Origin of the sequence: Streptomyces justiciae (genome assembly GCF_015163075.1) — a bacterium.
Classification (GTDB): domain Bacteria; phylum Actinomycetota; class Actinomycetes; order Streptomycetales; family Streptomycetaceae; genus Streptomyces; species Streptomyces justiciae.
In genome coordinates this window covers 90,971-115,113 of sequence record NZ_JADDXU010000018.1, presented here as the reverse complement: position 1 = coordinate 115,113, position 24,143 = coordinate 90,971, and the positions used below count along the sequence as shown (strand labels likewise).

Below are 24,143 nucleotides of genomic sequence, written 5' to 3'. Positions count from 1 at the left end.
TCAGGTTCGACCAATCCGGCCCGCCCCCTGCTCCGAATCCCCCAGCGTCAGGCAAGTTGGGACTGAGGACGGACGGCATGACACCTAACTCCAGGAGCGGTGCGGGGCGCAGGAGCCTCGCGACCCTCGTCTGCGCTGCGCTGGCCGCCGGGGGGCTCGCAGCCGCCGGCGTGGCCACGCTGGAACCGGGGGCGGCCTCCGCCTCCAGTCACCGGGAGGCCCCGCTGATCTCGGGCGACCCGCAGTACGACAACACGGACGTGTACGCGTTCGTCAGCCCGGACAAGCCGGACAGCACGACGATCGTCGCCAACTGGATCCCCTTCGAGGACCCGGCGGGCGGGCCGAACTTCTACCAGTTCGCCGAGGACGCCCAGTACGACATCCACATCGACAACAACGGTGACGGACAGGGCGAGTTGCTCTACCGCTTCACCTTCAAGACTCATACGAAGAACAAGAAGACGTTCCTCTACAACACCGGTGTCGTCGACAGCCTCGACGACCCCGACCTGAACATCACGCAGACGTACGACATCGACCTGTTCCGGCTGAAGAACCAGAAGGTCGAGTACAAGACGAAGGTCGCCGACGACGTTCCGGTGGCGCCGTCGAACGTCGGCAAGGCGTCGATGCCGAACTACGAGAAGCTGCGCGACCAGGCCGTCTACAAGCTGCCCGGTGACTCCACGTCGTTCGCGGGCCAGGCCGACGATCCGTTCTTCCTGGACCTGCGCGTCTTCGACCTGCTGTACGGCGGGAACCTCACCGAGGTCGGCAACGACACCCTCAAGGGCTACAACGTCAACTCCATAGCCCTGCAGGTCCCGACGGACATGATCACCGAGTCCAAGGACCAGCCGATCGTCGGCATCTGGTCGACGACCCAGCGCAGGAACGCGCAGGGCTACTACTCGCAGGTCTCGCGCCTCGGCAACCCGCTGGTGAACGAGGTCGTCAACCCGCTCAAGGACAAGGACAAGTTCAACGCGTCCTCGCCGTGGGACGACGCCCAGTTCCTGAAGAACGTGACCAACCCCGAGCTGCCCAAGCTCATCGAGGCGATCTACAAGATCAAAGCGCCGGCCGAGCCGCGCAACGACCTCGTGGACGTGTTCCTCAAGGGGGTGAAGGGGCTGAACCAGCCGCCCCATGTCCGCGCGGCGGAGGAGCTGCGCCTCAACACGTCCATCAAGCCCACCGATTCTCCGAAGCGGCTCGGTGTGCTTGATGGCGACAACGCCGGGTTCCCGAACGGGCGCCGTTTGACCGACGACGTGATCGACGCCTCGCTCCAGGTCGTCGAGGGTGAACTGGTCGGTTCCAAGAACGACTTGGGCGACGCGGTCGACAAGAACGACAAGGACTTCGAGAAGTCGTTCCCGTACGTCGCCCTGCCGACCGAGGGGTCACGCGGGCCGCTTGCCAAGGGCACGACGGATGGGGCCGACGTCCGCAACCAGCTTGGTGACGCGTTGCAGCCGGCGGGGGCCGCCGGGTCGGACGACACGACGCTGATCGCCGCGTCGGCCGGTGCGGGTGCCGCCGGGATCCTGCTCATCGGGGGTGGCCTCATGTGGTGGCGGCGGATGAGGACCAGGGCGTATTAGGTCGGTTCTTCGGGTGCGGGCGTGTGGGGGCTGGTCGCGCAGTTCCCCGCGCCCCTAGGTATCCGCAGTCGTCCCCCTTCAACTGGCGCGGCCCGCACGTACTCCATCCCCCACGGTGCGGGCCGCGCCGCACGCTGCATCAACTCGTAACTAGGAGAGGGCAATGGCCTCGCGTACGAACGCCGATGAGTCTGAGACGGCGGCCGAGGGTGCCGTCGGGCGGCGGGTGCGGCTCGGTGGGTCGGCCGTGTTGCTGGCCGTCGCGCTGACCGCCGGGTCCATCGCCGTCGGCGCGCTGCGGGACGGCGGCGGTACGACGACGGCCGCCGCCGCGCCGAGCGCCGTGTCCCCGGCGCTGCTCACCGGTGCCGACCTCGACACGAGCATCGCCTCCCTCCAGGACCATCTCCGGTCCCAGCCCAAGGACTTCGGCGGCTGGGCCACCCTCGGTCTCGCCTACGTCGAACAGGCCCGCACCAAGGGCGACCCGTCCCGCTACCCGCAGGCCGACAAGGCCCTGGCGCGCTCGCTGAAGCTGGCGCCGGACAACGAACAGGCCCTCGCCGGCCGCGCCGCCCTCGCCGCCGCCCGGCACGACTTCGCCGACGCCCTGAAGTACGCCGACCAGGTGCTGCGGCAGAACCCCTACGACGAACGCGCCCTGTCCTCCCGCGTCGACGCCCTCGTCGAACTCGGCCGCTACGCCGACGCCGCGAAGGCCGCCGACACCGCCGACGCCCGCAAGCCCGGCGTCCCGGTCTTCACGCGGTACGCGTACGTACGGGAGCTGCGCGGCGACGTCACCACCGCCGAGCGGGTCCTGAAGCAGGCCCTCGCCTCCGCGACCGCCCCGGGTGACGTGGCCTACGTCGCCGCCCAGCTCGGCCAACTCGCCTTCAACCAGGGCGACTACGAGGCCGCCCTCACTTACTACGCCCGCGCGCTCGCCGCCGACGAGGACTACGTCCCCGCCCTCGAAGGCCGGGCCCGCGCCCAGGCCGCGAGCGGCGACAAGGCCGACGCGATCAAGAACATGGAGGACGTCGTCGCCCGCTACCCGCTGCCCGGCCCGCTCGTCGAGCTCGGCGAGCTGTACCAGCAGGCCGGCGACCAGGAGAAGGCCGACGACCAGTACGCGCTCGTCGACGCCTGGACCGCCCTCGCCCGCGCCAACGGCGTCAACGCCGACCTCGACACCGCCCTCGCCGCCGCCGACCACGGCGACAAGGCCGCGGCGCTGCGCGCGGCCCGCGCCGAGTGGAAACTCCGGCACACCGTGCACACCGCGGACGCCCTCGCCTGGGCCCTGCACGTCAACGGCAAGGACGCAGAAGCCCTCCCCTACGCCCGCCGGGCCACCGCCACCGGCTACCGCAACGCCGCGTTCCTCTACCACCGCGGCATGATCGAGCGGGCGACCGGCCACACCGCCGACGCCCGCACCCACCTCGAGGCCGCCCTGAAGCTGAACCCCGGTTTCTCGACGCTGGGCGCGGCCGAGGCCCGTAAGGCACTGAAGACGCTGGAGGCGGCCAAGTGAGGTCCCGTCGTCTGTTCGCCTCCGGTGCGGCCGTCCTGACGGCCGTGTGCGCGCTCGTGCTCGTCCCTTCCGCCGGCGCGAGCGCGCACCCCCTCGGCAACTTCACCGTCAACCGCTACGACGGTCTCGTCGCCGCTCCCGGTCAGCTCCGGGTCGACCACGTCGAGGACCTCGCCGAGATCCCGGCGACCCAGGCGAAGCCGGACATCGAGAAGCAGGGCATGACCGGGTGGGCCCGACAGCGCTGCGAGACGGCCGCGCAGGGCAGCGAGGTCACGGTCGCCGGCGCCGCGGTGACGCTGAGCGTCAGGAGCAGCAAGGCGACGGTGCGGCCTGGGCAGGCCGGACTAGAGACCCTCCGCGTGGAGTGCGAGCTGACGGCGCCGCTCCCCGAGGACGCGACCGTGGCGCTGACCTTCCACAGCGCGGGCACGGAATCCGGGCCCGGCTGGCGGGAGATCACCGCCCGCGGCGACCGGATGACGCTCACCGCGTCGGACGTGCCGAAGACCTCGGTCTCCCACGAACTGACCAGCTACCCCGGGAAGTTGCTCTCCTCCCCCGCCGACACCACCACCGCGTCCGTACGCGTCCGGCCCGGCGGCCCCGCCCTGACCGAGGACCGCGCGGACGCCCCTGCCGCCTCCGTCCTCCCGCGCGGCGCCGACCGCTGGACCCGGGCGCTGGACTCCCTGGTCGCCCGCCACGACCTCACCATCGGCTTCGCCGCGCTCGCCCTGTTCATCGCCGTCGCCCTCGGCGCCCTCCACGCGCTCGCACCGGGCCACGGCAAGACCCTCATGGCCGCCGTCGCCACCGCCCGCGGCGGCAAGGCCCGCCTCAAGGACGTCATGCCCCTGGCCGCGTCGGTCACGGTCACCCACACCCTCGGCGTTGTCGCCCTGGGCCTCCTGGTGACCGCGGGTTCGGGAGCGGCGCCCTCGGTGATCACCTGGCTGGGCGTGGCGAGCGGGGCGCTGGTGACGGGAGCGGGGCTGACCCTCGTACGACGGGCCTGGCACCAGCGCGCACACGGGCACGCGCATGCGCCCGCCCCGGCCCCCAAGCGCGAGTTGGCGCTGGTCGGCGGCCACGACCACCCTCACGGCCACGCACCTGCCCATGGCCACACCCACGACCACGGTCATGACCACTCCCACGACCACGGTCATGACCACTCCCACGACCACGGTCACTCTCACACGCATACACACACGCACACGCACGGCGGCTTCACCCACAGCCACTCCACCGCTCCCACCCTCCGCGGCACGATCCTCCTCGGCTTCGCGGGCGGCCTCGTCCCCAGTCCCTCCGCGGTCGTCGTGCTCGTCGGTGCGATGGCGCTCGGGCAGGCCTGGTTCGGGTTCCTGCTCGTCGTCGCGTACGGCGTCGGGCTCGCCCTCACGCTCACCGCGGCGGGGTTCGCCGTCGTCAGGCTGGGTACCGGGATGAATCGGCTGCTGGACCGGCGCCCCCGCTGGACCACGCATCCGTTCACGGCACTCGTGCGCCGGCACGCGCCCCTGTTGTCGGCGTTCCTCGTGGTGGCGCTCGGGGCTGGATTGGTGCTCAAGGGGGCGGCATCCGCACTCGGCTGAGCTACTTTTGGGGAGAAATCACGCGAAGTCACGCGGAGTCGCGAACGCTGCGAACGTTGCGAATGGGGGACGCCCGTGTCCGAAGAACCGGGCCGTGAACGTCTGATCGCCGGACGGTACCGCCTGCTGTCCCCGCTCGGCGAGGGCGGCATGGGAACCGTGTGGCGCGCCCGCGACGAGGTGCTGCACCGCGAGGTCGCCGTCAAGGAGGTGCGGGCACCGGCCGGGCTGGCGACTTCCGAGGTGGAGCGGATGTACGCGCGCCTGGAGCGGGAGGCGTGGGCCGCGGCCCGGGTCGCCAACCGGAACGTGGTGACGGTGTACGACGTGGCCACCGAGGACGGCCGCCCCTGGATCGTCATGGAGCTGGTCAGGGGCGTGTCGCTCGCCGACGTGCTGGACGCCGACGGCCCGCTGTCGCCGCAGCGGGCGGCGCACATCGGCGCCGAGATCCTCTCCGCGCTGCGCGCGGCGCACGAGGCGGGGGTGCTGCACCGGGACGTGAAGCCGGCCAACGTGCTGATGTCGAACGACGGGCGGGTGGTGCTCACCGACTTCGGCATCGCCATGGTCGAGGGCAGTTCGGCGCTGACGATGACCGGTGAGGTGATCGGCTCGCCCGAATTTCTGGCCCCGGAGCGGGCGTTGGGCCGTACGCCGGGTCCGGAGTCGGACCTGTGGTCGCTGGGCGTGCTGCTGTACGCGGCGGTCGAGGGCAACTCCCCGTTCCGGCAGAACACCCCGCTGAGCACGCTGCGCGCGATCGTCGACGAGGAGCTGCCGACCTCGCACCGGGCCGGTCCCCTCACCCCCGTCATCGAGGGGCTGCTGCGCAAGGACCCGGCCGAGCGGCTGCCCGCCGACCGCGCCGAGCAGGAGCTGCGGATCATCGGTGCGGGAGGCACCCCCCGCACCGGGGCGGTCCCGCCCGTTCCCGTTCCGTATACACCGACGGTCGCCGGGTACCGCGAGGAGCCGCCGACGGCACCGCTGCCGCCCACGGCTCCCACGCGGGCCGCGCCGGCGACGGCGTCCGAGCCTCCCGACCGCAACCGCCGTGCCGCGGTCGTCCTGATCGCGGGCGTCGCCGCCCTGGCGCTGGCGGTCGCGGGGCTGACGTACGCCCTGCTCAACCGGGACGACGGCGGTGGCGACGCCAACACCGGGAGCAGCACCAGCCGGAGCGAGACCACGGCCAGTTCGCCGGGGCAGGACACGGAGGCGCCGCCGCCCTCGTCGTCCGAGCCGGCCACGCCCACCACGAGCGCGCCCGCGCCGCAGAGCGTGCAGGTCGTGCTGTCCGGCGCGAACACGGAGTACGCGGGGACGTGTCCGCCGGCGCAGTCCGAGGCGCCCTCCTTCACGGCGACGATCACGGTGGGGCGGCTGCCGGCGGAGGTGACGTACCGCTGGAAGTCCAAGGACGGCAAGGTCATGGACCAGGGCTGGAAGACGCTGTCGTTCCCGGAAGGGGGCGGCAAATCGCGGCAGGACACGGCGTTCGTGACGACGTACGACGACAGCGGGACGTATCAGAACGAGATCAGTGTCGAGGTGCGCGATCCGCAGCACCGGACGTCGAACTCCGTTCCCTTCTCGGTGACTTGTGAGACGGAGACCCCGACGGGCGGGGCCTCCCCCTCTGCCACTCCTACCGAGTGAGGACTCAGGCCGAGTGAGGCTCAGGCCGCGCTGTTCATGACGGGCAGATAGCCGCCGGACTGGCCGGCCGCGGTGGGGTGGTACGACTCGCCGATGTTGAGCCAGTTCAGGCTGTGCAGCCAGGAACTGCCGGAGCAGATCTCGTGGTTGGTGAAGGTGCCGCGGACGTCGCCCCAGGTGAAGCCGTGGTCCGCGGCGCGCTTGGCGATGGCGGCGTCGAGGTAGTCCGCGGCGCCGTTGATCGCCGAGCGCTTGGTCTCGGACAGGCCCACGCAGGAGGTGCCGAGCTTGTAGAAGCGCGGGTAGCCGAGAACGACCACCCGGGCGTTGGGGGCCTTGCTGCTGATCGCCGAGTAGACGTTGTCGAGCTGGCCGGGCAGCGTCGAGTCGACGTACGCCTTGGCGGTGTTGATGCGGGACAGGCAGGAGCTGTCGGACTGGAGCACACAGGTCGTCATGACGTCGGCGAAGCCGGCGTCGTTGCCGCCGATGCTGATCGAGACGAGCGCCGTGCTGGTGTTGAGGGTGCCCAGCTGGTTCGCCAGAACATCACCCGTTCGGGCGCCCGAGCAGGCCTTGAAGCTGAACGACGAGGGTGAGTTGGCGGCGGCCCAGAGGTAGGGGTAGGCCTTCGTGCTCTGCTTGCAGTCGCCGCTGGAGGAGATGTAGCTGCCGGCGCCGACCCCGGACGAGTAGGAGTCGCCGAGGGCCACATAGGGGCCGGTCGCCGCCTGGGCCGAGGTCGCCCCGGTGAGGGCGGCGCCGACGGCGAGGAGGAGCGTGGTGACGTAAGCGGCAAATCGGGAACGTCTCATGGAACCTCCCTTTAGCAGGATCTCTGCCACAACCGTCGTAGCAACTACGCGTGTTGACGGGAAGTGTCCATGCCAAGACTTTTCAGGGCTTACACACCGCGACCCTGTGTGTTCGCAGTGTGTTTGATTACGTGGGCATGACAGATTTGTTGACGGGTGCTCAACTCCCTTGAGCAACCCCTGTAGATGACCCACTCTTTACTCAGCCCGAGACGGGAACGCGACGTTCCGGGTCGTGTGCGCGATCACGCGCGCACCCCCCACTGACGCGCGCCCGACCCCGGCGCGCGTCGCCTATGAGGAGGACTCCCTCGTAATGGCACAACTGCGTAGCAAGAAGCTCCGGTTCGCCGCGATAACCGGTCTGGCGACCGCCGCCCTCGTCGGTGGGCTCACCACCCTTCCCGCCCAGGCCGCCCCGGCCGAGGGCAAGGTCCTTGCCGCCGACTCCCCCACAGCGATCAAGGACAGCTACATCGTCACGCTCAAGACCGGGTCCGCCGGCCTGAAGGCGACCTCGGCCGCGGGCAAGAACCTGGTCAAGGAGTACGGCGGCACGGTCAAGAAGACGTTCGGAACGGTGCTGAACGGCTACTCGGCCACCCTCTCCGCGACCGAGGCCAGGAGACTCGCGGCCGACCCGGCCGTGGCCCACGTCGAGCAGAACCAGGTCGTGAAGCTCGCCGACACCACGCAGTCCAGCGCCCCCTGGGGCCTCGACCGCATCGACCAGGCCGCGCTTCCGCTTTCCGGCACGTACACCTACCCGGACACCGCGGGCAGCGGCGTGACGGTCTACGTCATCGACACCGGCGTGCGCATCACCCACACCCAGATCAGCGGCCGTGCGTCCTACGGCTACGACGCGGTCGACGGCGACACCACCGCCTCCGACGGCAACGGCCACGGCACCCATGTGGCCACCACGATCGCGGGCACCACCTATGGCGTCGCCAAGAAGGCGAACATCGTGGCGGTGCGGGTGCTGGACAACAGCGGCTCGGGCACCACGGCCGGTGTGATCGCGGGCATCAACTGGGTGACCAACAACCACACCACCCCGGCCGTCGCCAACATGTCGCTCGGCGGCTCCGCCTCCACCTCGCTGGACACCGCGGTCGCCAACTCCATCGCGAGCGGTGTGACCTACGCGGTCGCGGCGGGCAACAGCTCCGCCAACGCCTCCTCGTACTCCCCGGCCCGCGTCGCCAGCGCGATCACGGTCGGCGCCACCACCAGCACGGACGCCAAGGCCAGCTACTCGAACTACGGCTCCACGCTGGACATCTTCGCGCCCGGCTCGTCGATCATCGCGGGCTACAACACCAGCGACACCGCCACCGCCACGCTCTCCGGCACGTCGATGGCGACCCCGCACGTCGCGGGCGCCGCTGCGGTCTATCTCGCGGGCCACACCTCGGCCACCCCGGCCACGGTCGCCTCGGCCCTGGTGAACGGCGCCACCTCCGGCGTGGTCACCAGCGCGGGCAGCGGCTCGCCGAACAAGCTCCTCAAGCTCGTCCCGTAGCGCGCAGCTGAACGACCGTTCCCCGGGGGCGACTTGCGCCTCCGGGGAACACTTGTCTCATTGTCCGTACCATCCCCCGCACAGGGCCCTCCGGCCCTTGACGGCCGCCAGGGGCCTGGGTCACATTGAAGCCCGGCATCCGGCGCTTCGGGGGGCAAAGTCGCCAATGCAGACCATACGTATCAGGACATCTTCAAGGGCTCGTGCCGAGGGCGCGGGGCCAGCGGCGGGCAGAGGCTCGGTCAGAGACCTCTCGCCGCTGCTCGCGGGCGCCGCGACGGCCGTCGGCGGGTTCGGCGCGCTGCTCGCGCTGACCGGCGCGGACTCGCCGCTGCGCGGCCCGTTCACCCTGTTCTTCCTGCTGACGGCGCCCGCCGTCGCCCTCGCCGCCGCGCTGCGCGGCCTCGAACCGCTCGCCCGGGTACTCACCGCCCTGGCCGGCTCGGTCGTCGTCAACATGCTGGTGGCCCAGGGCATGCTGGCCACCCACCGGTGGTCCTACCGCGGCGGCGTCGTGGCGGTGACCGCGATCAGCGCGCTGCTCCTGCTGCTGGTGTGGGTACGGCGGCGACGCGGCCGTACGACGACGGGACGGACTCCCTGACGTGGACATCAGTGTGTACCGCCCCGGCGAGCTGAGCGCCGCCGACCGGGCGGCGTGGACGTCGTTGCAGTCCAAGGCGCATCTGCAGGGCTCGCCCGAGCTGGCGAACCCGTTCCTGTCCCCCGAGTTCGCGCTCGCCGTCGGCCGGTGCCGGCGGGGCGTACGGATCGCGGTCGTACGGGAGGACGGCGAGCCCGCCGCCTTCTTCGCCTTCCACCGGACCGCGACCGGAGTCGGCCGGGCCGTCGGCCTCGGCGTCTCGGACGCCCAGGGGCTCGTCCACCGGCCCGGTTTCACCTGGGACGCGCGGGAGCTGCTGCGCGCCTGCGGGCTCGCCGTCTGGGAGTTCGACCACCTGGTGGAGGGCCAGGAGCCGTTCGCCGCGGGCGCCCGGGGAAGCTTCCCGTCCCCGGTCATGGACGTCGACCAGGGCTACGACGCCTATCTGCGCCATCTGCGGTCCCAGGCGCCGAAGTTCACCCGGACCACGCTCGCGAAGGAACGCAGGCTCGGCCGGGACGCCGGCGGGGTGCGGTACGTCCACGACGAGCGCGACCCGGCGGTGCTGCGCACCCTGATGGGCTGGAAGTCCGCGCAGTACCGCAGGACCGGGCGCAGCGACCGGTTCGCCCACGACTGGATCAGCCGGCTCGTGGAGCAGCTGTTCCACACGCGTTCCGAGCCGTTCGCGGGCATCCTGTCGGTGCTCTACGCGGACGAGCGGCCGATCGCGGCGCACTTCGGGCTGCGCACGGAGCGGGTGCTCGCGTGCTGGTTCCCGGCGTACGACCCGGGGTACGCGAAGTACTCGCCGGGGCTCGTCCTGCATCTGCGGATGGCCGAGGCGGCCGCCGCCGACGGGATCGCGTACCTCGATCTCGGCCGGGGGCAGAAGGAGTACAAGGACTCCCTGAAGACACGGGAGATCACCGTGTCGGAGGGGTGGGTGACCCGGCGTCACCCGGTCGCGATCGGGCACCGGGCGCGCCGCGCCCCCGTCCGGGCGCTGCGCACCACCGTCCAGTCACGGCCGGAGCTGTTCGCGCCGGCGGACCGGATGCTCAAGAAAATCGGAAGGCTCCGTTCGTACAACCAATAGGTTCCGTAACGGTCAAACCAACAAAAACGTGAGGCCTGGTTCCAGGTCTTGCCATACGGGTTCAATCGTCAATACCGTCGTACATCTCACCCGCATCGGTCCGTCGTCAGCGGTACTAGGGGAGGGCTCAAGGACCGCGACAGACCGGCGCGGGGCGCGGTAGGGGGGTGCCGTGCTCGGTGACCGCAACTGTGACCGAGTCGTGCCGCGCGACCGGCGGCCGTTTTCGCCGTCGGCCGGCTTTGCCAGCTCACCCGGGCGTGCTCGGAGATCCCTTTCGGCATGCCGTAGGTGAAACAACCCCCCTTTCGAACCGGACAACAGCCGGGCCGCCCAGGGGCGGGCGGTCCAGCCGGACGAGAGGGAACCAGACTCATGAGCTCAGTTCTGCGCCCTGCGTCAACGGGCCAGGATGTGTCCACGGCCGGCAAGTACCGGCCCGTCTCCACTCACCTGGCCATCGCGCCGCCGGTGAGTGTCGTGATCCCCGCCATGAACGAGGCGGAGAACCTTCCGTACGTCTTCAAGACGCTGCCCGACTGGATCCACGAAGTGGTCCTGGTCGACGGCAACTCCACGGACGACACCGTCGAAGTGGCCCGCGAGCTGTGGCCGGAGGTCAAGGTCGTCCGGCAGTCCGGCAAGGGCAAGGGCGACGCGCTGATCACCGGGTTCGAGGCGTGCACCGGCGACATCATCGTGATGGTCGACGCGGACGGCTCGGCCGACGGGCACGAGATCCTCAGCTATGTCTCCGCCCTGGTCTCGGGCGCGGACTTCGCCAAGGGCTCCCGCTTCGCCAACGGCGGCGGCACCGACGACATGACCTTCATCCGCAAGCTCGGCAACTGGGCCCTGTGCACCATCGTCAACCGCAAGTTCGGCGCCCGCTACACCGATCTCTGCTACGGATACAACGCGTTCTGGCGGCACTGCCTCGACAAGATCGACCTCGACTGCACGGGCTTCGAGATCGAGACCCTGATCAACATCAGGGTGGTCAAGGCGGGCCTCAAGGTGCAGGAGATACCGAGCTACGAGTACCTCCGCATCCACGGCGCGAGCAATCTGCGCGCGGTGCGCGACGGGTTCCGGGTGCTCAAGGTGATCCTCGGCGAGCGCTCCAACCGGCGTGAGCTGCGCCGCCAGGCCCACCACTCCCCGCTGCTCGACTCGGTCCGGGGAGAGGTGTCTTGAGCGGTCCCGACATCTCCGTCGTGATCTGCGTCTACACCGAGGACCGCTGGGAGGACATCCTCGCGGCGGTCTCCTCGGTGCGGGCGCAGTCGTACCCGGCGCGGGAGACGCTGCTGGTCGTCGACCACAACGCGGCGCTCCTGGACCGGCTGGCCAAGGAGTACAAGGAGGTCGCGGACGTACGGGTGCTCGCCAACGAGGGCCCCCGGGGCCTGTCCGCGGGCCGCAACACCGGCATCGCCGCCTCGTACGGCGAGGTGATCGCCTTCCTCGACGACGACGCCGTCGCCGAGCGCGACTGGCTGCGCCACTTCGCCGCCGGGTACGCCGACCCCAAGGTGATGGCGGTCGGCGGGCGCACCCTGCCGATCTGGGCGTCGGGCCGCCGTCCCGCCTGGTTCCCGGCGGAGTTCGACTGGGTGGTGGGCTGCACCTACAAGGGTCTGCCCGAGGGCCGGGTGCGGGTGCGCAACGTCCTGGGCGGCAACGCCTCTTTCCGGCGTACGGCGTTCGACGCGGCCGGCGGATTCGCCACCGGCATCGGACGCGACGGCGACAAGCGGCCGCTGGGCTGCGAGGAGACGGAGCTGTGCATCCGGCTCACCCGGGCCAGGCCGGACGCGGTGCTGCTGATCGACGACCGCGCGGTGATCCACCACCGGGTGCCCGAGGCGCGTGAGCACTTCGGGTACTTCCGCACGCGCGCCTACGCCGAGGGCCTGTCAAAAGCGCTGGTGGCCCGAAGTGTGGGCGCGGACAAGGGACTTGAGTCCGAACGCCGGTACGCCACCCGGGTGCTGCCCGCCGGGGTGGTGCGCGGGCTGCGCGACGCCGTGCTGGCCCGGCCGGGCGGCGCGGGGCGGGCGGGCGCGATCGTCGCGGGGGTGCTGACGGCCGCCGGTGGGTACGTGGTGGGGAGCGTACGGACCCGGAAGGGGGACGCCACGTTCCAGGTGGCGCCGATCGAGGGGGGACCGAGATGAGCGTGCCGATCCTCATGTACCACTCCATCGCGACCGACCCGAACGACGCCACCCGCGAGCTGTCGGTGACGCCCGAGGCCTTCGCCCAACAGATGGGCGTCATCGCGGACTTGGGCCACACGCCGATCACCACGGCCCAGCTGGCGGCGCACTGGCGCGACGGCCGCCCGCTGCCCGCGCGTCCGGTCCTGGTGACCTTCGACGACGGCTACGAGGGCGTCCACCGGCACGCGCTGCCCGTGCTCGCCAAGCACGGCTTCGCCGCCACCCTGTTCGTGTCGACGGCGTGGCTGCGCGGCCCGCACGACAACGGTCACGCGCTGGACACCATGCTGGACTGGCCGCAGGTGCGTGAACTCGCCGCCGAGGGCGTGGAGATCGGCGGGCACAGCCACACCCACCCGCAGCTCGACCAGCTCGACGACGACAGCCTGCGCCGCGAACTGATCCTCTGCAAGGAGATCGTCGCCGACGAACTCGGCACCGTCCCGGTCTCGTTCGCCTACCCCTACGGCTACTCCAGCCGCCGCGTCCGCGAGCAGGTCCGCGAGACGGGGTACGCCCAGGCCCTCGCCGTCGGCAACGGACTCGCGCGGCGCCGACAGGGGCCGTACGCGCTGCTGCGGGTCACCGTACGCCGCAGTACGGACGCCGAGGAGTTCCAGCGCTTGATCGAAGGCCGGGCCATCGCCCGCAACTTCGCCCGGGACCGCGCGTTCACCAAGGGGTACGCCATGGTCCGAAGAGCACGCCAGGTCCGCCGGAAGGCCATCCGTTCCCGTGTCTGACACGACGACCACCACCGAGTCGACCGAGCCCGCGACCGAGGCGCCCGAGCAGTCGGGGCGCCGGCTGCGCCTGCCCGGGATGGGGCGCTCGTCCGGCGGCAACCAGCTGTTCCGCAACGCCTACGCCCTGATGCTGAACACGGGCATCTCCGCCGTGCTCGGCCTCGGCTTCTGGCTGGCCGCCGCCCGCTACTACTCCGAGTCCGCGGTCGGCCAGGGCTCCGCCGCGATCGCCGCGATGAAGTTCCTCGCGGGTCTGACCGCGGTGACCCTGACCGGCGCCCTGGCCCGCTTCATCCCGGTCTCGGGCCGGGCCACCGGGCGGCTCATCTTCCGTACGTACGCGGGTAGTTCGGTGCTCGTGGCGCTCGCCGCGGGTGTCTTCCTGCTGACGCTGGACGTGTGGGGTCCCTCGTACCGCTTCCTGCACGGGACGGTGAACGGGCTCGGCTTCATCGCGGCCGTCGTCGCCTGGAACCTGCTCACCCTCCAGGACGGGGTGCTGACCGGGCTGCGCAGCGCGATCTGGGTGCCGTTCGGCAACACCGTGTTCTCCGCGGTGAAGTTGGGGCTGCTGGTCGCGTTCGCGGTGGCGATCCCGACGGCCGGTGTCTTCGTGTCGTGGGTCGCGGCGATCGCGGTGTCGGTGCTGCCGCTTGGCTGGCTGGTGTTCCGGCGGCTGGTGCCCAAGCATGTGAAGGCCACCGAGGAGCACGCCCGGCCGCCGACGCTCAAGGAGGTCGGCAGGTTCCTCGCGGGCGACTACACCGGCTCGCTGTTCTCGCTGGCGGTCGTCTATCTCGTCCCGGTGATCGTGGCCTCCCAGGTCAGCTCCGAGGACAACGCGTACTTCTACATCACCACCACCATCGGCGGCACCTGCAACCTGCTCGCCATCAACATGGGCGCCTCGCTGACCGTCGAGGGCTCGCACGACCCGGGGCGGCTCGCCGCCAACACCCGGGCGGCGCTCAAGCGCATGGCGCGGATCATGCTGCCGGTCGCCGGGGTGCTGTTCTTCGGCGCGCCCTGGATCCTCGGCGTCTTCGGCTCCGGGTACGCCGACGCGGCCACGCCGCTGCTGCGCTGGTTCGCGGTCGGCGCGGTGCTGCGGGTCGTCATGGAGACGTACTTCGCGGTGCTGCGCGCGCAGAGCCGCACCGCCGGACTCGCCTGGTTGCAGGGCCTGTTGTGCGCGCTGGTGCTCGGCCTGACGCTGCTCCTGCTCCCCCGCATGGGACTCACCGGAGCGGGCGTCGCCGAGATCTCCTCGCTCGCGGTGATCGTGGCGATCGCCGCGCCGAAGCTGTACAAGACCGTGCGGGCCGCGCCCGGTGCCGTCCCCGAGGACGCGGCCCCCGACGGCGACCTCGCCGACCTGGGGGCACGCGAGGCCCCGGTCCCGCCGGGCGCCCGCAGGCGCGGGCCCGCCTGGGCGCTCGACCAGGACACCCTCGCCCTCGGCATCCACGTCGACTTCGACCACCTGGAACGCCGCCCGGACGTCCGCCCCGGCCCCGGCACCCCGCCCACCGGCATCCCCGTCGTCCGCCCGGCACCGCACCGGCCCACCTGGGCGCAGAAGCTGCCCGAGCTGGGCCTGCCGGTGGAGGCACGGGAACCGGGGTCGGAGGCGTCGCTCGGGCCGGTGGAGACGCCGGCAGAGGTGGAGGTGGACGCGCCGTTCGAAACAGATGTACGGGAGGAAGGCACCGCACGGCTGGGAGAGTTCGGGCCGGAGCGGTCGACCGTACGACTCGGCGCGGGCGTCCCCGAGGAGGGCCCGGCACCCGCTGCCGGCCCCGCGCTCACCTGGCGTGACCGGCTCCACCCCACCCGCGTCGGGGTGATCCTCGGCTGTCTGCTGACCGCCGCGCTCCTGCTCTACTGGGTGCCCGCGCTGCGGCTCGGCGAGACCGACCTCGATCAGATGGGCGGGCTCGGGCTGATCTCGGTGCTGCCGATGACCACCCTGGTCGGCGCCGGACTGCTCGTGATCTCCTTCGGCTCGCTGCTGTGGCTGGACCACGAGCACAAGGCACTGCTACTGATCGCGCTGCTCGCGACCGTGGTGTCCTTGCACGCGCTGCCCGCGGTGATCGAGACGGAACCCCGCTTCGCGACCGCCTGGCAGCACCTCGGCTTCCTCGACTACATCGACCGGACCGGGTCGGCGGTGCCCGACCTGGACGCCCGCTGGAGCTGGCCGGGCTTCTTCGCGGCGGCCGCGTTCGTCGCCCAGGCCTGCGGGGTCACGGACTTCACCGAGCTCATCCGCTGGTGGCCGCTGGCCATCCAACTCCTCTATCTGGCCCCGATGTTCCTGCTGGTGCGCTCGATGCGGGCGAGCTGGAAGGCCAAGTGGACCGGCCTGTGGGTGTTCGTGCTGTCCGGCTGGGTCGGCCAGGACTACTTCTCCCCACAGGGCTTCACCTACCTCCTCTACCTGGTCTTCGCGGCGATCCTGCTCGTCTACTTCCGCGCCCCGCGTGTGATCTGGACGAAGAAGCGCCCCGGCGAGGTCGAGGTCGAGCCAACCAACCGGCGTCAACGGGCCGTCCTCCTCATGGTCGTCATAGGCCTGTTCGCGGCGAGCGTCCCGGCCCACCAGCTCACCCCGTTCGTGATGCTGGGCGTCCTGGCGGCCCTGGTCCTGATCGGCAAGTCCGAACTGCGCGGCCTGCCCATCCTGTTCGCCGTGCTGGTGGCGGTGTGGGTGGGCTTCATGGCCGAGCCGTACTGGTCGGGGCACTTCGACGACCTGTTCGGCGGGGTCGGCGGCGTCGGCGGCAATGTGTCGTCGTCGGTGTCGGGCCGTATCGAGGGCGGCAGTTCCTCGCACAAGCTCGTCCTCTACACGCGCGTGGCCCTCGCCGGCGGTGTGATGGCCTTCGCCTGCTGGGGCTGGTGGCGCCGCCGCGACCACCACTACCGGGAGCGCTCGCTGCTCGTCCTGACCTTCGTGCCGTTCCTCGGCTTCGGCATGCAGTCGTACGGCGGCGAGATGGCCCTGCGCGTCTTCATGTTCGCCCTGCCGGGCGCCGCCCTGCTCATGGGGCTCGCGCTGTTCCCGCGCACCGGCATCACGGCGAAGGAACGCGACAAGGACCGGGTGAGCCTGGCGCCGATGGCCGCGGTGCTGGCGGGTCTGCTGCTCATGTTCGGCTTCCTGGTGGCCCGTTGGGGCAACGAGCCGTTCGAGCGGATCAGGCCCGGCGAGGTCACCGCCATGGAGTACGTGTACGCCCATGACGATCCGACCGTACGGCTGCTGTGGCTGAGCAACGACACGGTCAACAACGTGACGCCGGCGATGCCGTGGGGCGCGCGGGACATGGAGAAGGTCGAGTACGTGCCGACGCTGGCGCCCACCGATCCGGTGCTGGTGTCCAGCCTGGTCAAGGCGTTGCGGGACGCGGGCCCGAACTCGTATCTGATGATCAACCGCAGTCAGGTCACGTATCTGGAGATGGACGTCGGCTACTCGAAGACCTGGGAGCCGCGGCTGGTCGAGAACCTCGACAAGCGGGCCGAGTTGAAGAAGGTCTTCGTCAACGCGGACGTCACCATGTACTCGTTGGCCAAGCAGCCCGCGGGCAAGGTGGCCAAGGCGGACCCGGGGCCGATCGGGCCGCAGGTGACCTGGACGCCGTGGTCGGTGGTGGGCGGGCTCGCGGCGCTGGCGCTGATCGTGCTGCTGACCGCGCGTGAGGTGGTCCGGGTCGCGGTGCGGCCGGGGGTGCGGCAACTGCGGTGGTTGCAGAGCAGCTTCTGGTTCTCGCTGCCGCTGCTGGCGGTGCTGTTCGCTTCGCTGGTGCAGCGGTTCTTGACGATGAAGTAGCCCTGCGGGGCGTTTATGAGGTCGAGTGGCTCATCCAGTCATTGGGTGAGCCACTTGCCTTTTGGCTGGGCTACTTGCCTAGCGGCTGAGCCACTTGACCTCATAGGCCGCCATGTCGAAGCGCTGTCCGTCGACCTTCGCGCTGATCTGCCGGTCCAGGGTGTTGACCACCAGCACCGTCTTGTCGGTGGCGAGGACACGGACGTTGGGCACGTCGTCCGCCGCGACCGACACCGTCGTGAAGCCGGTCCCCTGCCCGAACGCCTTGCTGAACCGGCTGACCAGGTCGAACATGGGCAGCTGCTGCCCGCCGTCCTTCCCGCTCGTCGGCGTCCACAGACAGCCCGCGCAGTCCGTGCCCTTCTCGTTCTCCGGGTTCCAGTAGAGCGCGGACGTGGTGCCGCCCTTGGCGAGAGCGATCATGCCGGCGGCCTGGACAGCGACCCGGCGGTCCTCGGACCAGCCCTCGCGCTCGTCCTGGGCGTCGGCGGGCTCGACGTAGTACTCGGCCCACCACAGCGGCAGGTTGCCGGTCTGCTGCCGCACCCACCGGCTGACGGCGGTGAACTTGTCGGTCGCCGCGAACTCGTTGGGCAGCATCTCGTCGTCGTTGGTGTAGCTGGAGCCGTCCACGACCACGAAGTCGGCGCCGGCCTTGTTCTTGTTCCAGTAGTCGAAGGCGTCGAGGATGCGCTGGTCCATGGCGCCCCACGGCCCCTTGAAGGTCTTGGACGCGTCCCCCGAGCGCGGGTCGACGCTGTCCATCACGAGATACGGACCGCCGACCATGATGTCCGGGTTGACCTTCTTCAGCGCCTGGTAGACGAGGTTGTAGAGCTTGGTGTAGCCCTCGTAGTCCCAGCGGGCCTCGGAGTCGTTCCAGAAGCCCTTGAACTCGTTCCAGACGATGAAGTGGCGGACGTCCGGGTAGCGCTTGGCGACGGTCGCGGCGAGCGCGGCGAAGTCCTTGAAGTGCGCGGGCTGCGGGGCGGTCTCCAGCGCGGACTGGCTCCAGTCGGTGTTGCCGACGCCCGGCTCGCCGCCCTTCATCCAGTCCGGGGCGCAGCACAGCGTGACGACCGGGGTGGAGCCGGAGGCGCGGATGAAGTCGATGCGCCGGTCCATGTCCTCGAAGTCGTAACGCCCCTTGACCGGCTCGGGGTTGTCGGCGCCCCAGCCCATGAGGTGCTGGTTCTGCGGCAGCCCGCCGACGTCCGCGATCCGTCCCTCGACCCGGTCGACGGCGGTGGAGCTGCCCTCGTCGGCGCTGTACTGGGTGTGGGTGAAGCCCCAGCCGACGTCCGGGGTCTCGGCGTCCGGTGTGCTGGTGGGGGTGCCGTGCGCCCTGCTGCCGTTGCTCGTGGTGCCGTCGGTGCTCGCGCCGTCGCCGGGCAGCGTGTTGAGGAGGGTCACGACCAGGGCCAGAGCGGCCGCGCCCACACCGAGCAGTGCGGTGAGCCGCCACCGCAGTGCCCCCGAATTCCACCCATGACGTCCCATCAAGGGCAACAGTAGACGCGGGAAGCGCACCTGGGGCAGGTCTTGTAAATGCACAGCTCTGTAACAGGACGGAGCGGACGCAAAAGGTCCCATCCGACACTCCGGACGCACTACGGAAACCGGGTGCGATCGGCGTGCTCGTGCCGGATCATGGCGGCATGTCTGCGAACCCACACGACGCTCTGCCGATCCGGCTCAACGTCGACGACAGCGACTCGCCGTCCGACGTCGTCGACGCGCTGTTCCTCGGCCGCTTCGCAACGGGCGAGCAGCCGTACTCGCACGCGGCCAACATCGACCGCGTACGGTCCGGCGCGTCCCTGCTGCCGGACGGCGCCCGGGTGCTGCGCATCGCCCGCGACGACGACCGCAGCGCGACGCTCGCGGAGGGCGAGGGCTGGACCCTGCTGGTCTCCCGCTGGAACCGCGGCGCCGACATCACCGTGACGGCGACCAGCGCCGAGCTGGCCGAGAAGGTGCTGGGCGAGGCGACGGACGGCGCGGCCGACGAGCCCGAACCCCAGCCGGAGAACGTGACGATGGGGTTCTGGTACGTCTCCCCGCGCCGCGGCCCGCACCGCACAACCCGGCAGATCTCCGCGGGCACCTGGGACGAGGTGCGGGAGAACTACACCGCGCCGGTCGCGGACGCGATGGGCCGCCTGATGAAGACGACGCCCGAGGACATCGCGGGCCGGCTGCTCCTGCTGCACGGCCCGCCGGGCACCGGCAAGACCTCGGCGCTGCGCACACTGGCCCGTTCCTGGCGGGACTGGTGCCAGGTGGACTGCGTCCTCGACCCCGAGCGGCTCTTCTCCGACGTCGGCTATCTGATGGACATCGCGATCGGCGAGGACGACGCGACGGGCAAGGGCCGCTGGCGGCTGCTGCTCCTGGAGGACTGCGACGAACTGATCCGCGGCGAGGCCAAGCACACGGCCGGGCAGGCGCTGTCGCGGCTGCTCAACCTCACCGACGGTCTGCTGGGCCAGGGGCGCAACGTCCTGGTGGGTGTCACGACCAACGAGGACCTGGAGCGGCTGCACCCGGCGGTGGTCCGCCCCGGCCGCTGTCTGGCCCGTATCGAGGTGGGCCGGCTGACCCGGGCGGAGGCGGTGGGCTGGCTGGGCTCGGAGGAGGGCGTGGGCCGCGACGGCGCCACGCTGGCGGAGCTGTACGCGCTGCGCCGGGGCACGTCCCCGACGGCGCTGCCGGAGCCGCGGGACGGGGTGGACGCGGGCCTGTACCTGTGAGTGGTTCCATGGAGGTATGACCCGGTACGTCGGTACGTCGGGCTGGCAGTACAAGGACTGGCGCGGCGCCCTCTATCCGGCCGGCTGTCCGATGCGGCTCTGGCTGGAGGAGTACGCCGCGCACTTCCCGACCGTGGAGATCAACAACGCCTTCTACCGGCTGCCGTCCCGGGAGAACTTCGCGGCGTGGCGGGAGCGGGTGCCGGCGGACTTCGTGGTCGCGGTGAAGGCGAGCCGGTATCTCACGCACATCAAGCGCCTGAAGGACCCCGAGGAGCCGGTCCACCGGCTGATGAGCCACGCGGAAGGGCTCGGCGCCCGCCTCGGTCCGGTGCTCCTCCAGCTCCCGCCGACCCTGAAGGCCGACGCGGAACTCCTGGACGCCTGCCTCGCCTGCTTCCCCTCGGGAACGCGGGTCGCGGTCGAGCCCCGGCACGAGTCCTGGTGGACGCCGGAGGTCCGCGAGGTCCTGGAGTCCCGCTCCGCCGCCCTGTGCTGGGCCGACGTCCGCGCCCACCCGGTCACCCCGCTGTGGCGGACGACCGACTGGGGCTACGTCCGCTTCCACGAGGGCCGGGCGAAGGACTGGCCGCGCTACGGCAGCCGCTCACTGAAGACATGGGCGGACCGCATCGAGGACACCTGGTCGACGAAGGAGGACGTGTACGCGTACTTCAACAACGACCCGAACGCGGCGGCGGTGGAGAACGCGAGAACCTTCGAAACCCTGGTCCACTGAGACTCAGGCGTCGTACCCCGCCCGCAACGCGTCCCGCACCGCGGCCAGCGCGGCGTCCCGGTCCGCGCCCAGTCGCTGCGCCCGCTCGACGTACGCCTGCGCCGCCGACGCCAGCTCACGCTCCGCCGCCGCTCCCGCCGCCGCGACGAACGTCCCGTTCCGCCCCCGCGTCTCGATCACCCCATCGCTCTCCAGCGCCCGGTACGCCTTGGCGACGGTGTTCGCGGCGAGTCCGAGGGATTCGGCCAGTCCCCGCACCGTGGGCAGCCGGTACCCGACCGGCAGCGCCCCCGACCGCGCCTGTTCGGAGATCTGCGCCCGCACCTGCTCGTACGGCGGCGCGCTGTCGTCGATGTCGATCTTCAAGGTCACGTCCCCGATTCTTCCGCACCGGCCGGAAAATGGGAGGCAGTCGCCGAGCTCGCCGCCCTAGTCTGCGGCCATATGGCTACCACCGTGCGCGACCTTCACCCCGAGGCCCGAGCCGACCTGGAGGACTTCGTCCGGGTCCGCGAGAGCGCTCTCCCGTTCATGATCTACACGCCCGACTCCGTGGCCTACGACCTGGCCCATATGCACACCGACGCCCACTACCGCCCCCTCGTCGCGGAGGAGGACGGCGAGGTGATCGGCACGGCTCAGGTGGGGCTCGTGTACGACAGCCCGGAGCCCGGCCAGGGGTACGTCAATGTGTACGTGCACCCGGAGCGGACGCGGCGCGGCGCCGGCACCCTGCTGGTGAACGCCGCCGAGGAGCACCTCGCCGCACTCGGCGCGAGCAGGCTGTACGCATGGGTCCTGGACGAGCCGGCCAACCGCGCCTTCGCCGAACGCCGTGGCTACCACGCGAGCCGCTCCGCGTACTTCCTCCGCCTGGACCTCGCGAACGGCACACTGCCCCCGTTGCAGGTCCCGCCCCCCGGTGTCGAGCTGCGCACGGGCACGGACTTCGCCGCCGACCCGCGCCCGCTGTTCGAACTGGACGCGGCGACGATCGCGGACGAACCGGGCGACGTCGACAACGAGTTCACCGACTACGAGGCCTGGCTGCGGGAGACCTGGCACCACCCACTGATCAGCCAGGAACTGACCACGGTCGCCGTCGTCGACGGCCGTCCCGCCGCGTTCAGCATGGCCCGCACCGACGGCGGCACCCGCTACGGCACCGTCATGACCGGCACCGGCCGTGACTTCCGCGGCAAGGGCCTGGCCAAGCTCGCCAAGAACGACTCCCTGCACCGCGCCCGCGCCGCGGGGTTCACGGAGGCCGTCACCGGCAACGACACGGGCAACGGCCCGATGATCGCGATCAACAAGTGGTTCGGATACGAGACGGCGGCGACGGAGGTTCGGTATGTCCGGGAACTCGGCTGAGCAGGCGGGCGAGTTGGAGGTCGTCCTGGTCAAGGCGGGGCGCACGAAGATCCGTTACCGGAGCACACTGCTGGGCGACGACGGCAACCACATCACCGTCCGCGCCGCCTGGGCGGGCGAGGGCGTCCGCGACTTCGGCTTCGTCCGCTTCGAGCCCGGGGACGTGTTCACGGAGCACTACTGGCGGGACCGCTGGTACGCGGTGAAGGAGGTCCGCACCGGCGACGGCACGCTCAAGGGCTGGTACTGCGACGTGACCCGCCCGGCCGTGCGCGACGGCGCCGAGCTGGTCGTGGAGGATCTCGACCTCGACCTGTGGCGCTCCGCCGACGGCACGGACGTCCTGCGTCTGGACGAGGACGAGTTCGCCGAGAGCGGTCTCGCGGAGCGGGACCCCGAGGCGGCGACGGCCGCGGTGGCCGCCCTCGACGACCTGGAGAAGCGGGCCCGCACCGAGGACGGCCTCACCGCGCTCCTCACCTAGGACCTGATCCGCCGGACAGGCCCTAGGCCGCCGTGGCCACCACCACATACCGCTCGTCCTCCACCGTCTTCCCCCACAGCAGCGGATCGTCGGACAGCCGCTCCACGCGCACCTGCCCGGCGAGCGGTTCGACGAGGGCGGTGAGGCGGGCGGCGGGTATGCCGACCGGGCTGACCGTGCCCCAACGGCCCTCGACGAGGACCAGTCGGCCGCCGGGGCGCAGCAGCTGCCGCCAGTGACGGAGGGCGCGGCCGGGGTCGGGGAGCGCCCACAGCACGTGTCGTACGAGGACGACGTCGAAGCGCTGCTCCCCCACCGGCGGTGCCGCCGCGTCACCGACGAGGAACGCGGCGTCACGGCCCGCGAGTTTCGCGCGGGCGAGGTCCACCATCGCGGGGGCGCTGTCGACTCCGGTGACGCGGTGTCCCTGTTCGGCCGCGAGGAGCGACAGGCTGCCGGTGCCGCAGCCGAGGTCGAGTACGTCACAGGCCCGGCCCGGCAGCCAGGAGCGCAGCCGCTCGGCCCAGGCGGTCCGCACCTGCGGGTCACGCAGGCCGTGGTCCGGCTCCTCGTCGAAGGAGGCGGCCTGCGCATTCCAATCCAACCCATCCGCACACGCGTCGGCTTCGAATCCACTGTGATCGGTCATGGTCACCAGACTGGCATCCGCCACTGACAATCAGACGGCACCGGAACATCGCTCGAAAGTCAGTCGAAATCGTGATGACCGCCACTGACAGAACGCCGCCGATGAGTAACTCTCCCCGAAAGGGTCTACCTCCGTGAGAACGCGGAACTCGGTAGGCCTTGAAGGAGGCAGCCATGCGCCGTACAACCGTGCAGAAGCCCCTGAAGAGGACGGACGCCCGCCGGATCCGCGAGGAGGCCGAAGAGCGCCCCGCAGGACGTCCGGAGGTGCGAAAGGACATCGCACGCACCTGGTGGCCGGACGGCTGACGGCAGACAGGCTCAGCCGAGTCGCTTGCGATAGTGGACGCGGTCGTAAGGCCCGTCCACTCTCCGTTCCACGACCTCGTAGCCGTACTTCGGATAGATCTTCTGGTTCTCCCACATCAGCGCGTTCGTGTAGAGCCTGACCTCGGGCAGGCCGAGCGCACGCGCGTGTGCGTCCACGAACCGCAGCAGCCGTCCTCCCACGCCCGTGCCCTGGGCGTCGGGGTGGACAGCGATGTTGTCGAGGTAGAGATGGTCCGCGCGCTCCTCGACGACCACCAGGCCGGTCACGGGATCGCCGGTGACGTACACCTGGCCCGCCGCCACGGCCGCCGCGTGGTCCCGCTCCATGGGCTGCGGCACCACACCGATGCGCTCGATGTAGTGGTGGTAGGCGGCGTCGGTCACGGACTTCACGCGCGGTACGTCGGCCGGGCCGGCGAGTCGAATCTCCTGGTTCGTCATGCGCGCACGCTACCTACCTGATCTCAGTCTCAGCAGTCCCTTAAGCGGGCCATAAAGATCGTTCCCGGCCGCCACGAGCGAGCGATTTCAGGGTTTCTTGGATCCG

Annotated in this window: 21 protein-coding genes; 16 read left to right on the top strand and 5 right to left on the bottom strand. The window is 70.7% G+C overall.

Annotation, left to right across the window (positions count from 1 at the left end; translation table 11 throughout):
* Nucleotides 1-77 precede the first annotated feature (77 nt).
* The 4 genes from IQ210_RS37545 (at nucleotide 78) to IQ210_RS37530 (ending at nucleotide 6,413) form a co-directional block, all read left to right on the top strand.
* Nucleotides 78-1,610: a DUF4331 domain-containing protein gene (locus tag IQ210_RS37545; RefSeq protein WP_194083711.1), complete on the top strand. Its 1,533-nt coding sequence runs from the start codon at nucleotides 78-80 to the stop codon at nucleotides 1,608-1,610.
* Nucleotides 1,611-1,773: 163 nt separating this feature from the next.
* Entirely contained in the window at nucleotides 1,774-3,150 is a 1,377-nt protein-coding gene (locus IQ210_RS37540; protein WP_194083710.1) for a tetratricopeptide repeat protein, read from the top strand.
* Nucleotides 3,147-4,751, top strand: coding sequence for a nickel/cobalt transporter (locus tag IQ210_RS37535; protein ID WP_194083709.1), 1,605 nt, complete (start codon nucleotides 3,147-3,149; stop codon nucleotides 4,749-4,751). Before IQ210_RS37540 ends, IQ210_RS37535 begins: the two co-directional genes overlap by 4 nt.
* Before the next feature lie 75 nt (nucleotides 4,752-4,826).
* A complete protein-coding gene (locus IQ210_RS37530) occupies nucleotides 4,827-6,413 on the top strand; it encodes a serine/threonine-protein kinase (protein ID WP_194083708.1) in 1,587 nt (528 codons plus the stop codon).
* Nucleotides 6,414-6,433: 20 nt separating this feature from the next.
* Here IQ210_RS37530 and IQ210_RS37525 read toward each other — a convergent pair whose 3' ends face one another.
* Entirely contained in the window at nucleotides 6,434-7,228 is a 795-nt protein-coding gene (locus tag IQ210_RS37525) for an SGNH/GDSL hydrolase family protein (RefSeq protein WP_194083707.1), read from the bottom strand.
* Between the two features lie 316 nt (nucleotides 7,229-7,544).
* On the opposite strand from IQ210_RS37525, the gene IQ210_RS37520 reads away from it, so the two are divergent.
* The 7 genes from IQ210_RS37520 to IQ210_RS37490 all read left to right on the top strand — a co-directional run bounded on the left by IQ210_RS37520 (nucleotide 7,545) and on the right by IQ210_RS37490 (nucleotide 17,268).
* Nucleotides 7,545-8,756, top strand: a complete 1,212-nt coding sequence (locus IQ210_RS37520) for a S8 family peptidase (protein WP_194083706.1) — start codon at nucleotides 7,545-7,547, stop codon at nucleotides 8,754-8,756.
* 166 nt (nucleotides 8,757-8,922) lie between these two features.
* A complete protein-coding gene (locus IQ210_RS37515) occupies nucleotides 8,923-9,360 on the top strand; it encodes a hypothetical protein (RefSeq protein WP_228049186.1) in 438 nt (145 codons plus the stop codon).
* A gap of 1 nt (nucleotide 9,361) precedes the next feature.
* On the top strand, nucleotides 9,362-10,459 hold the full coding sequence (locus tag IQ210_RS37510; RefSeq protein WP_194083705.1) for a GNAT family N-acetyltransferase: 1,098 nt from the start codon (nucleotides 9,362-9,364) through the stop codon (nucleotides 10,457-10,459).
* 375 nt (nucleotides 10,460-10,834) lie between these two features.
* Nucleotides 10,835-11,656 carry a glycosyltransferase family 2 protein gene (locus IQ210_RS37505; protein ID WP_194083704.1) on the top strand — a complete coding sequence of 274 codons (822 nt, stop codon included), beginning with the start codon at nucleotides 10,835-10,837 and terminating at the stop codon, nucleotides 11,654-11,656.
* The gene (locus IQ210_RS37500) at nucleotides 11,653-12,639 is read left to right on the top strand and encodes a glycosyltransferase (protein ID WP_194083703.1); all 987 of its coding nucleotides are present in this window, start codon (nucleotides 11,653-11,655) and stop codon (nucleotides 12,637-12,639) included. Before IQ210_RS37505 ends, IQ210_RS37500 begins: the two co-directional genes overlap by 4 nt.
* The gene (locus IQ210_RS37495; protein WP_194083702.1) at nucleotides 12,636-13,427 is read left to right on the top strand and encodes a polysaccharide deacetylase family protein; all 792 of its coding nucleotides are present in this window, start codon (nucleotides 12,636-12,638) and stop codon (nucleotides 13,425-13,427) included. The genes IQ210_RS37500 and IQ210_RS37495 overlap by 4 nt, the downstream gene beginning before the upstream one ends.
* Entirely contained in the window at nucleotides 13,420-17,268 is a 3,849-nt protein-coding gene (locus tag IQ210_RS37490; RefSeq protein WP_194083701.1) for a lipopolysaccharide biosynthesis protein, read from the top strand. Before IQ210_RS37495 ends, IQ210_RS37490 begins: the two co-directional genes overlap by 8 nt.
* Before the next feature lie 78 nt (nucleotides 17,269-17,346).
* Here IQ210_RS37490 and IQ210_RS37485 read toward each other — a convergent pair whose 3' ends face one another.
* Nucleotides 17,347-18,768, bottom strand: a complete 1,422-nt coding sequence (locus tag IQ210_RS37485) for a GH39 family glycosyl hydrolase (protein ID WP_194083700.1) — start codon at nucleotides 18,766-18,768, stop codon at nucleotides 17,347-17,349.
* 158 nt (nucleotides 18,769-18,926) lie between these two features.
* Here IQ210_RS37485 and IQ210_RS37480 point away from each other — a divergent pair, with 158 nt between their 5' ends.
* Both IQ210_RS37480 and IQ210_RS37475 read left to right on the top strand, forming a co-directional pair.
* Entirely contained in the window at nucleotides 18,927-20,021 is a 1,095-nt protein-coding gene (locus IQ210_RS37480; RefSeq protein WP_194083699.1) for a DUF5925 domain-containing protein, read from the top strand.
* 16 nt (nucleotides 20,022-20,037) lie between these two features.
* Nucleotides 20,038-20,760, top strand: a complete 723-nt coding sequence (locus IQ210_RS37475; protein WP_194083698.1) for a DUF72 domain-containing protein — start codon at nucleotides 20,038-20,040, stop codon at nucleotides 20,758-20,760.
* Between the two features lie 3 nt (nucleotides 20,761-20,763).
* Here the strand turns inward: IQ210_RS37475 and IQ210_RS37470 are convergent, their stop codons facing one another.
* Complete coding sequence (locus tag IQ210_RS37470; protein ID WP_194083697.1) at nucleotides 20,764-21,132, bottom strand: GntR family transcriptional regulator; 369 nt, start codon at nucleotides 21,130-21,132, stop codon at nucleotides 20,764-20,766.
* 72 nt (nucleotides 21,133-21,204) lie between these two features.
* Between IQ210_RS37470 and IQ210_RS37465 the strand changes: the two genes are divergently transcribed.
* Both IQ210_RS37465 and IQ210_RS37460 read left to right on the top strand, forming a co-directional pair.
* Nucleotides 21,205-22,134 (top strand): GNAT family N-acetyltransferase, encoded by a 930-nt coding sequence (locus IQ210_RS37465; protein WP_194083696.1) that lies wholly within the window; start codon nucleotides 21,205-21,207, stop codon nucleotides 22,132-22,134.
* Nucleotides 22,115-22,618 (top strand): DUF402 domain-containing protein, encoded by a 504-nt coding sequence (locus tag IQ210_RS37460; RefSeq protein ID WP_194083695.1) that lies wholly within the window; start codon nucleotides 22,115-22,117, stop codon nucleotides 22,616-22,618. Before IQ210_RS37465 ends, IQ210_RS37460 begins: the two co-directional genes overlap by 20 nt.
* Before the next feature lie 22 nt (nucleotides 22,619-22,640).
* Here the strand turns inward: IQ210_RS37460 and IQ210_RS37455 are convergent, their stop codons facing one another.
* On the bottom strand, nucleotides 22,641-23,267 hold the full coding sequence (locus IQ210_RS37455; RefSeq protein ID WP_194083694.1) for a class I SAM-dependent methyltransferase: 627 nt from the start codon (nucleotides 23,265-23,267) through the stop codon (nucleotides 22,641-22,643).
* A gap of 173 nt (nucleotides 23,268-23,440) precedes the next feature.
* On the opposite strand from IQ210_RS37455, the gene IQ210_RS48040 reads away from it, so the two are divergent.
* The gene (locus IQ210_RS48040; protein WP_020139373.1) at nucleotides 23,441-23,575 is read left to right on the top strand and encodes a hypothetical protein; all 135 of its coding nucleotides are present in this window, start codon (nucleotides 23,441-23,443) and stop codon (nucleotides 23,573-23,575) included.
* Nucleotides 23,576-23,587: 12 nt separating this feature from the next.
* On the opposite strand, the gene IQ210_RS37450 is transcribed toward IQ210_RS48040, so the two are convergent.
* Nucleotides 23,588-24,037 (bottom strand): GNAT family N-acetyltransferase, encoded by a 450-nt coding sequence (locus IQ210_RS37450; RefSeq protein WP_194083693.1) that lies wholly within the window; start codon nucleotides 24,035-24,037, stop codon nucleotides 23,588-23,590.
* Nucleotides 24,038-24,143: the final 106 nt, after the last annotated feature.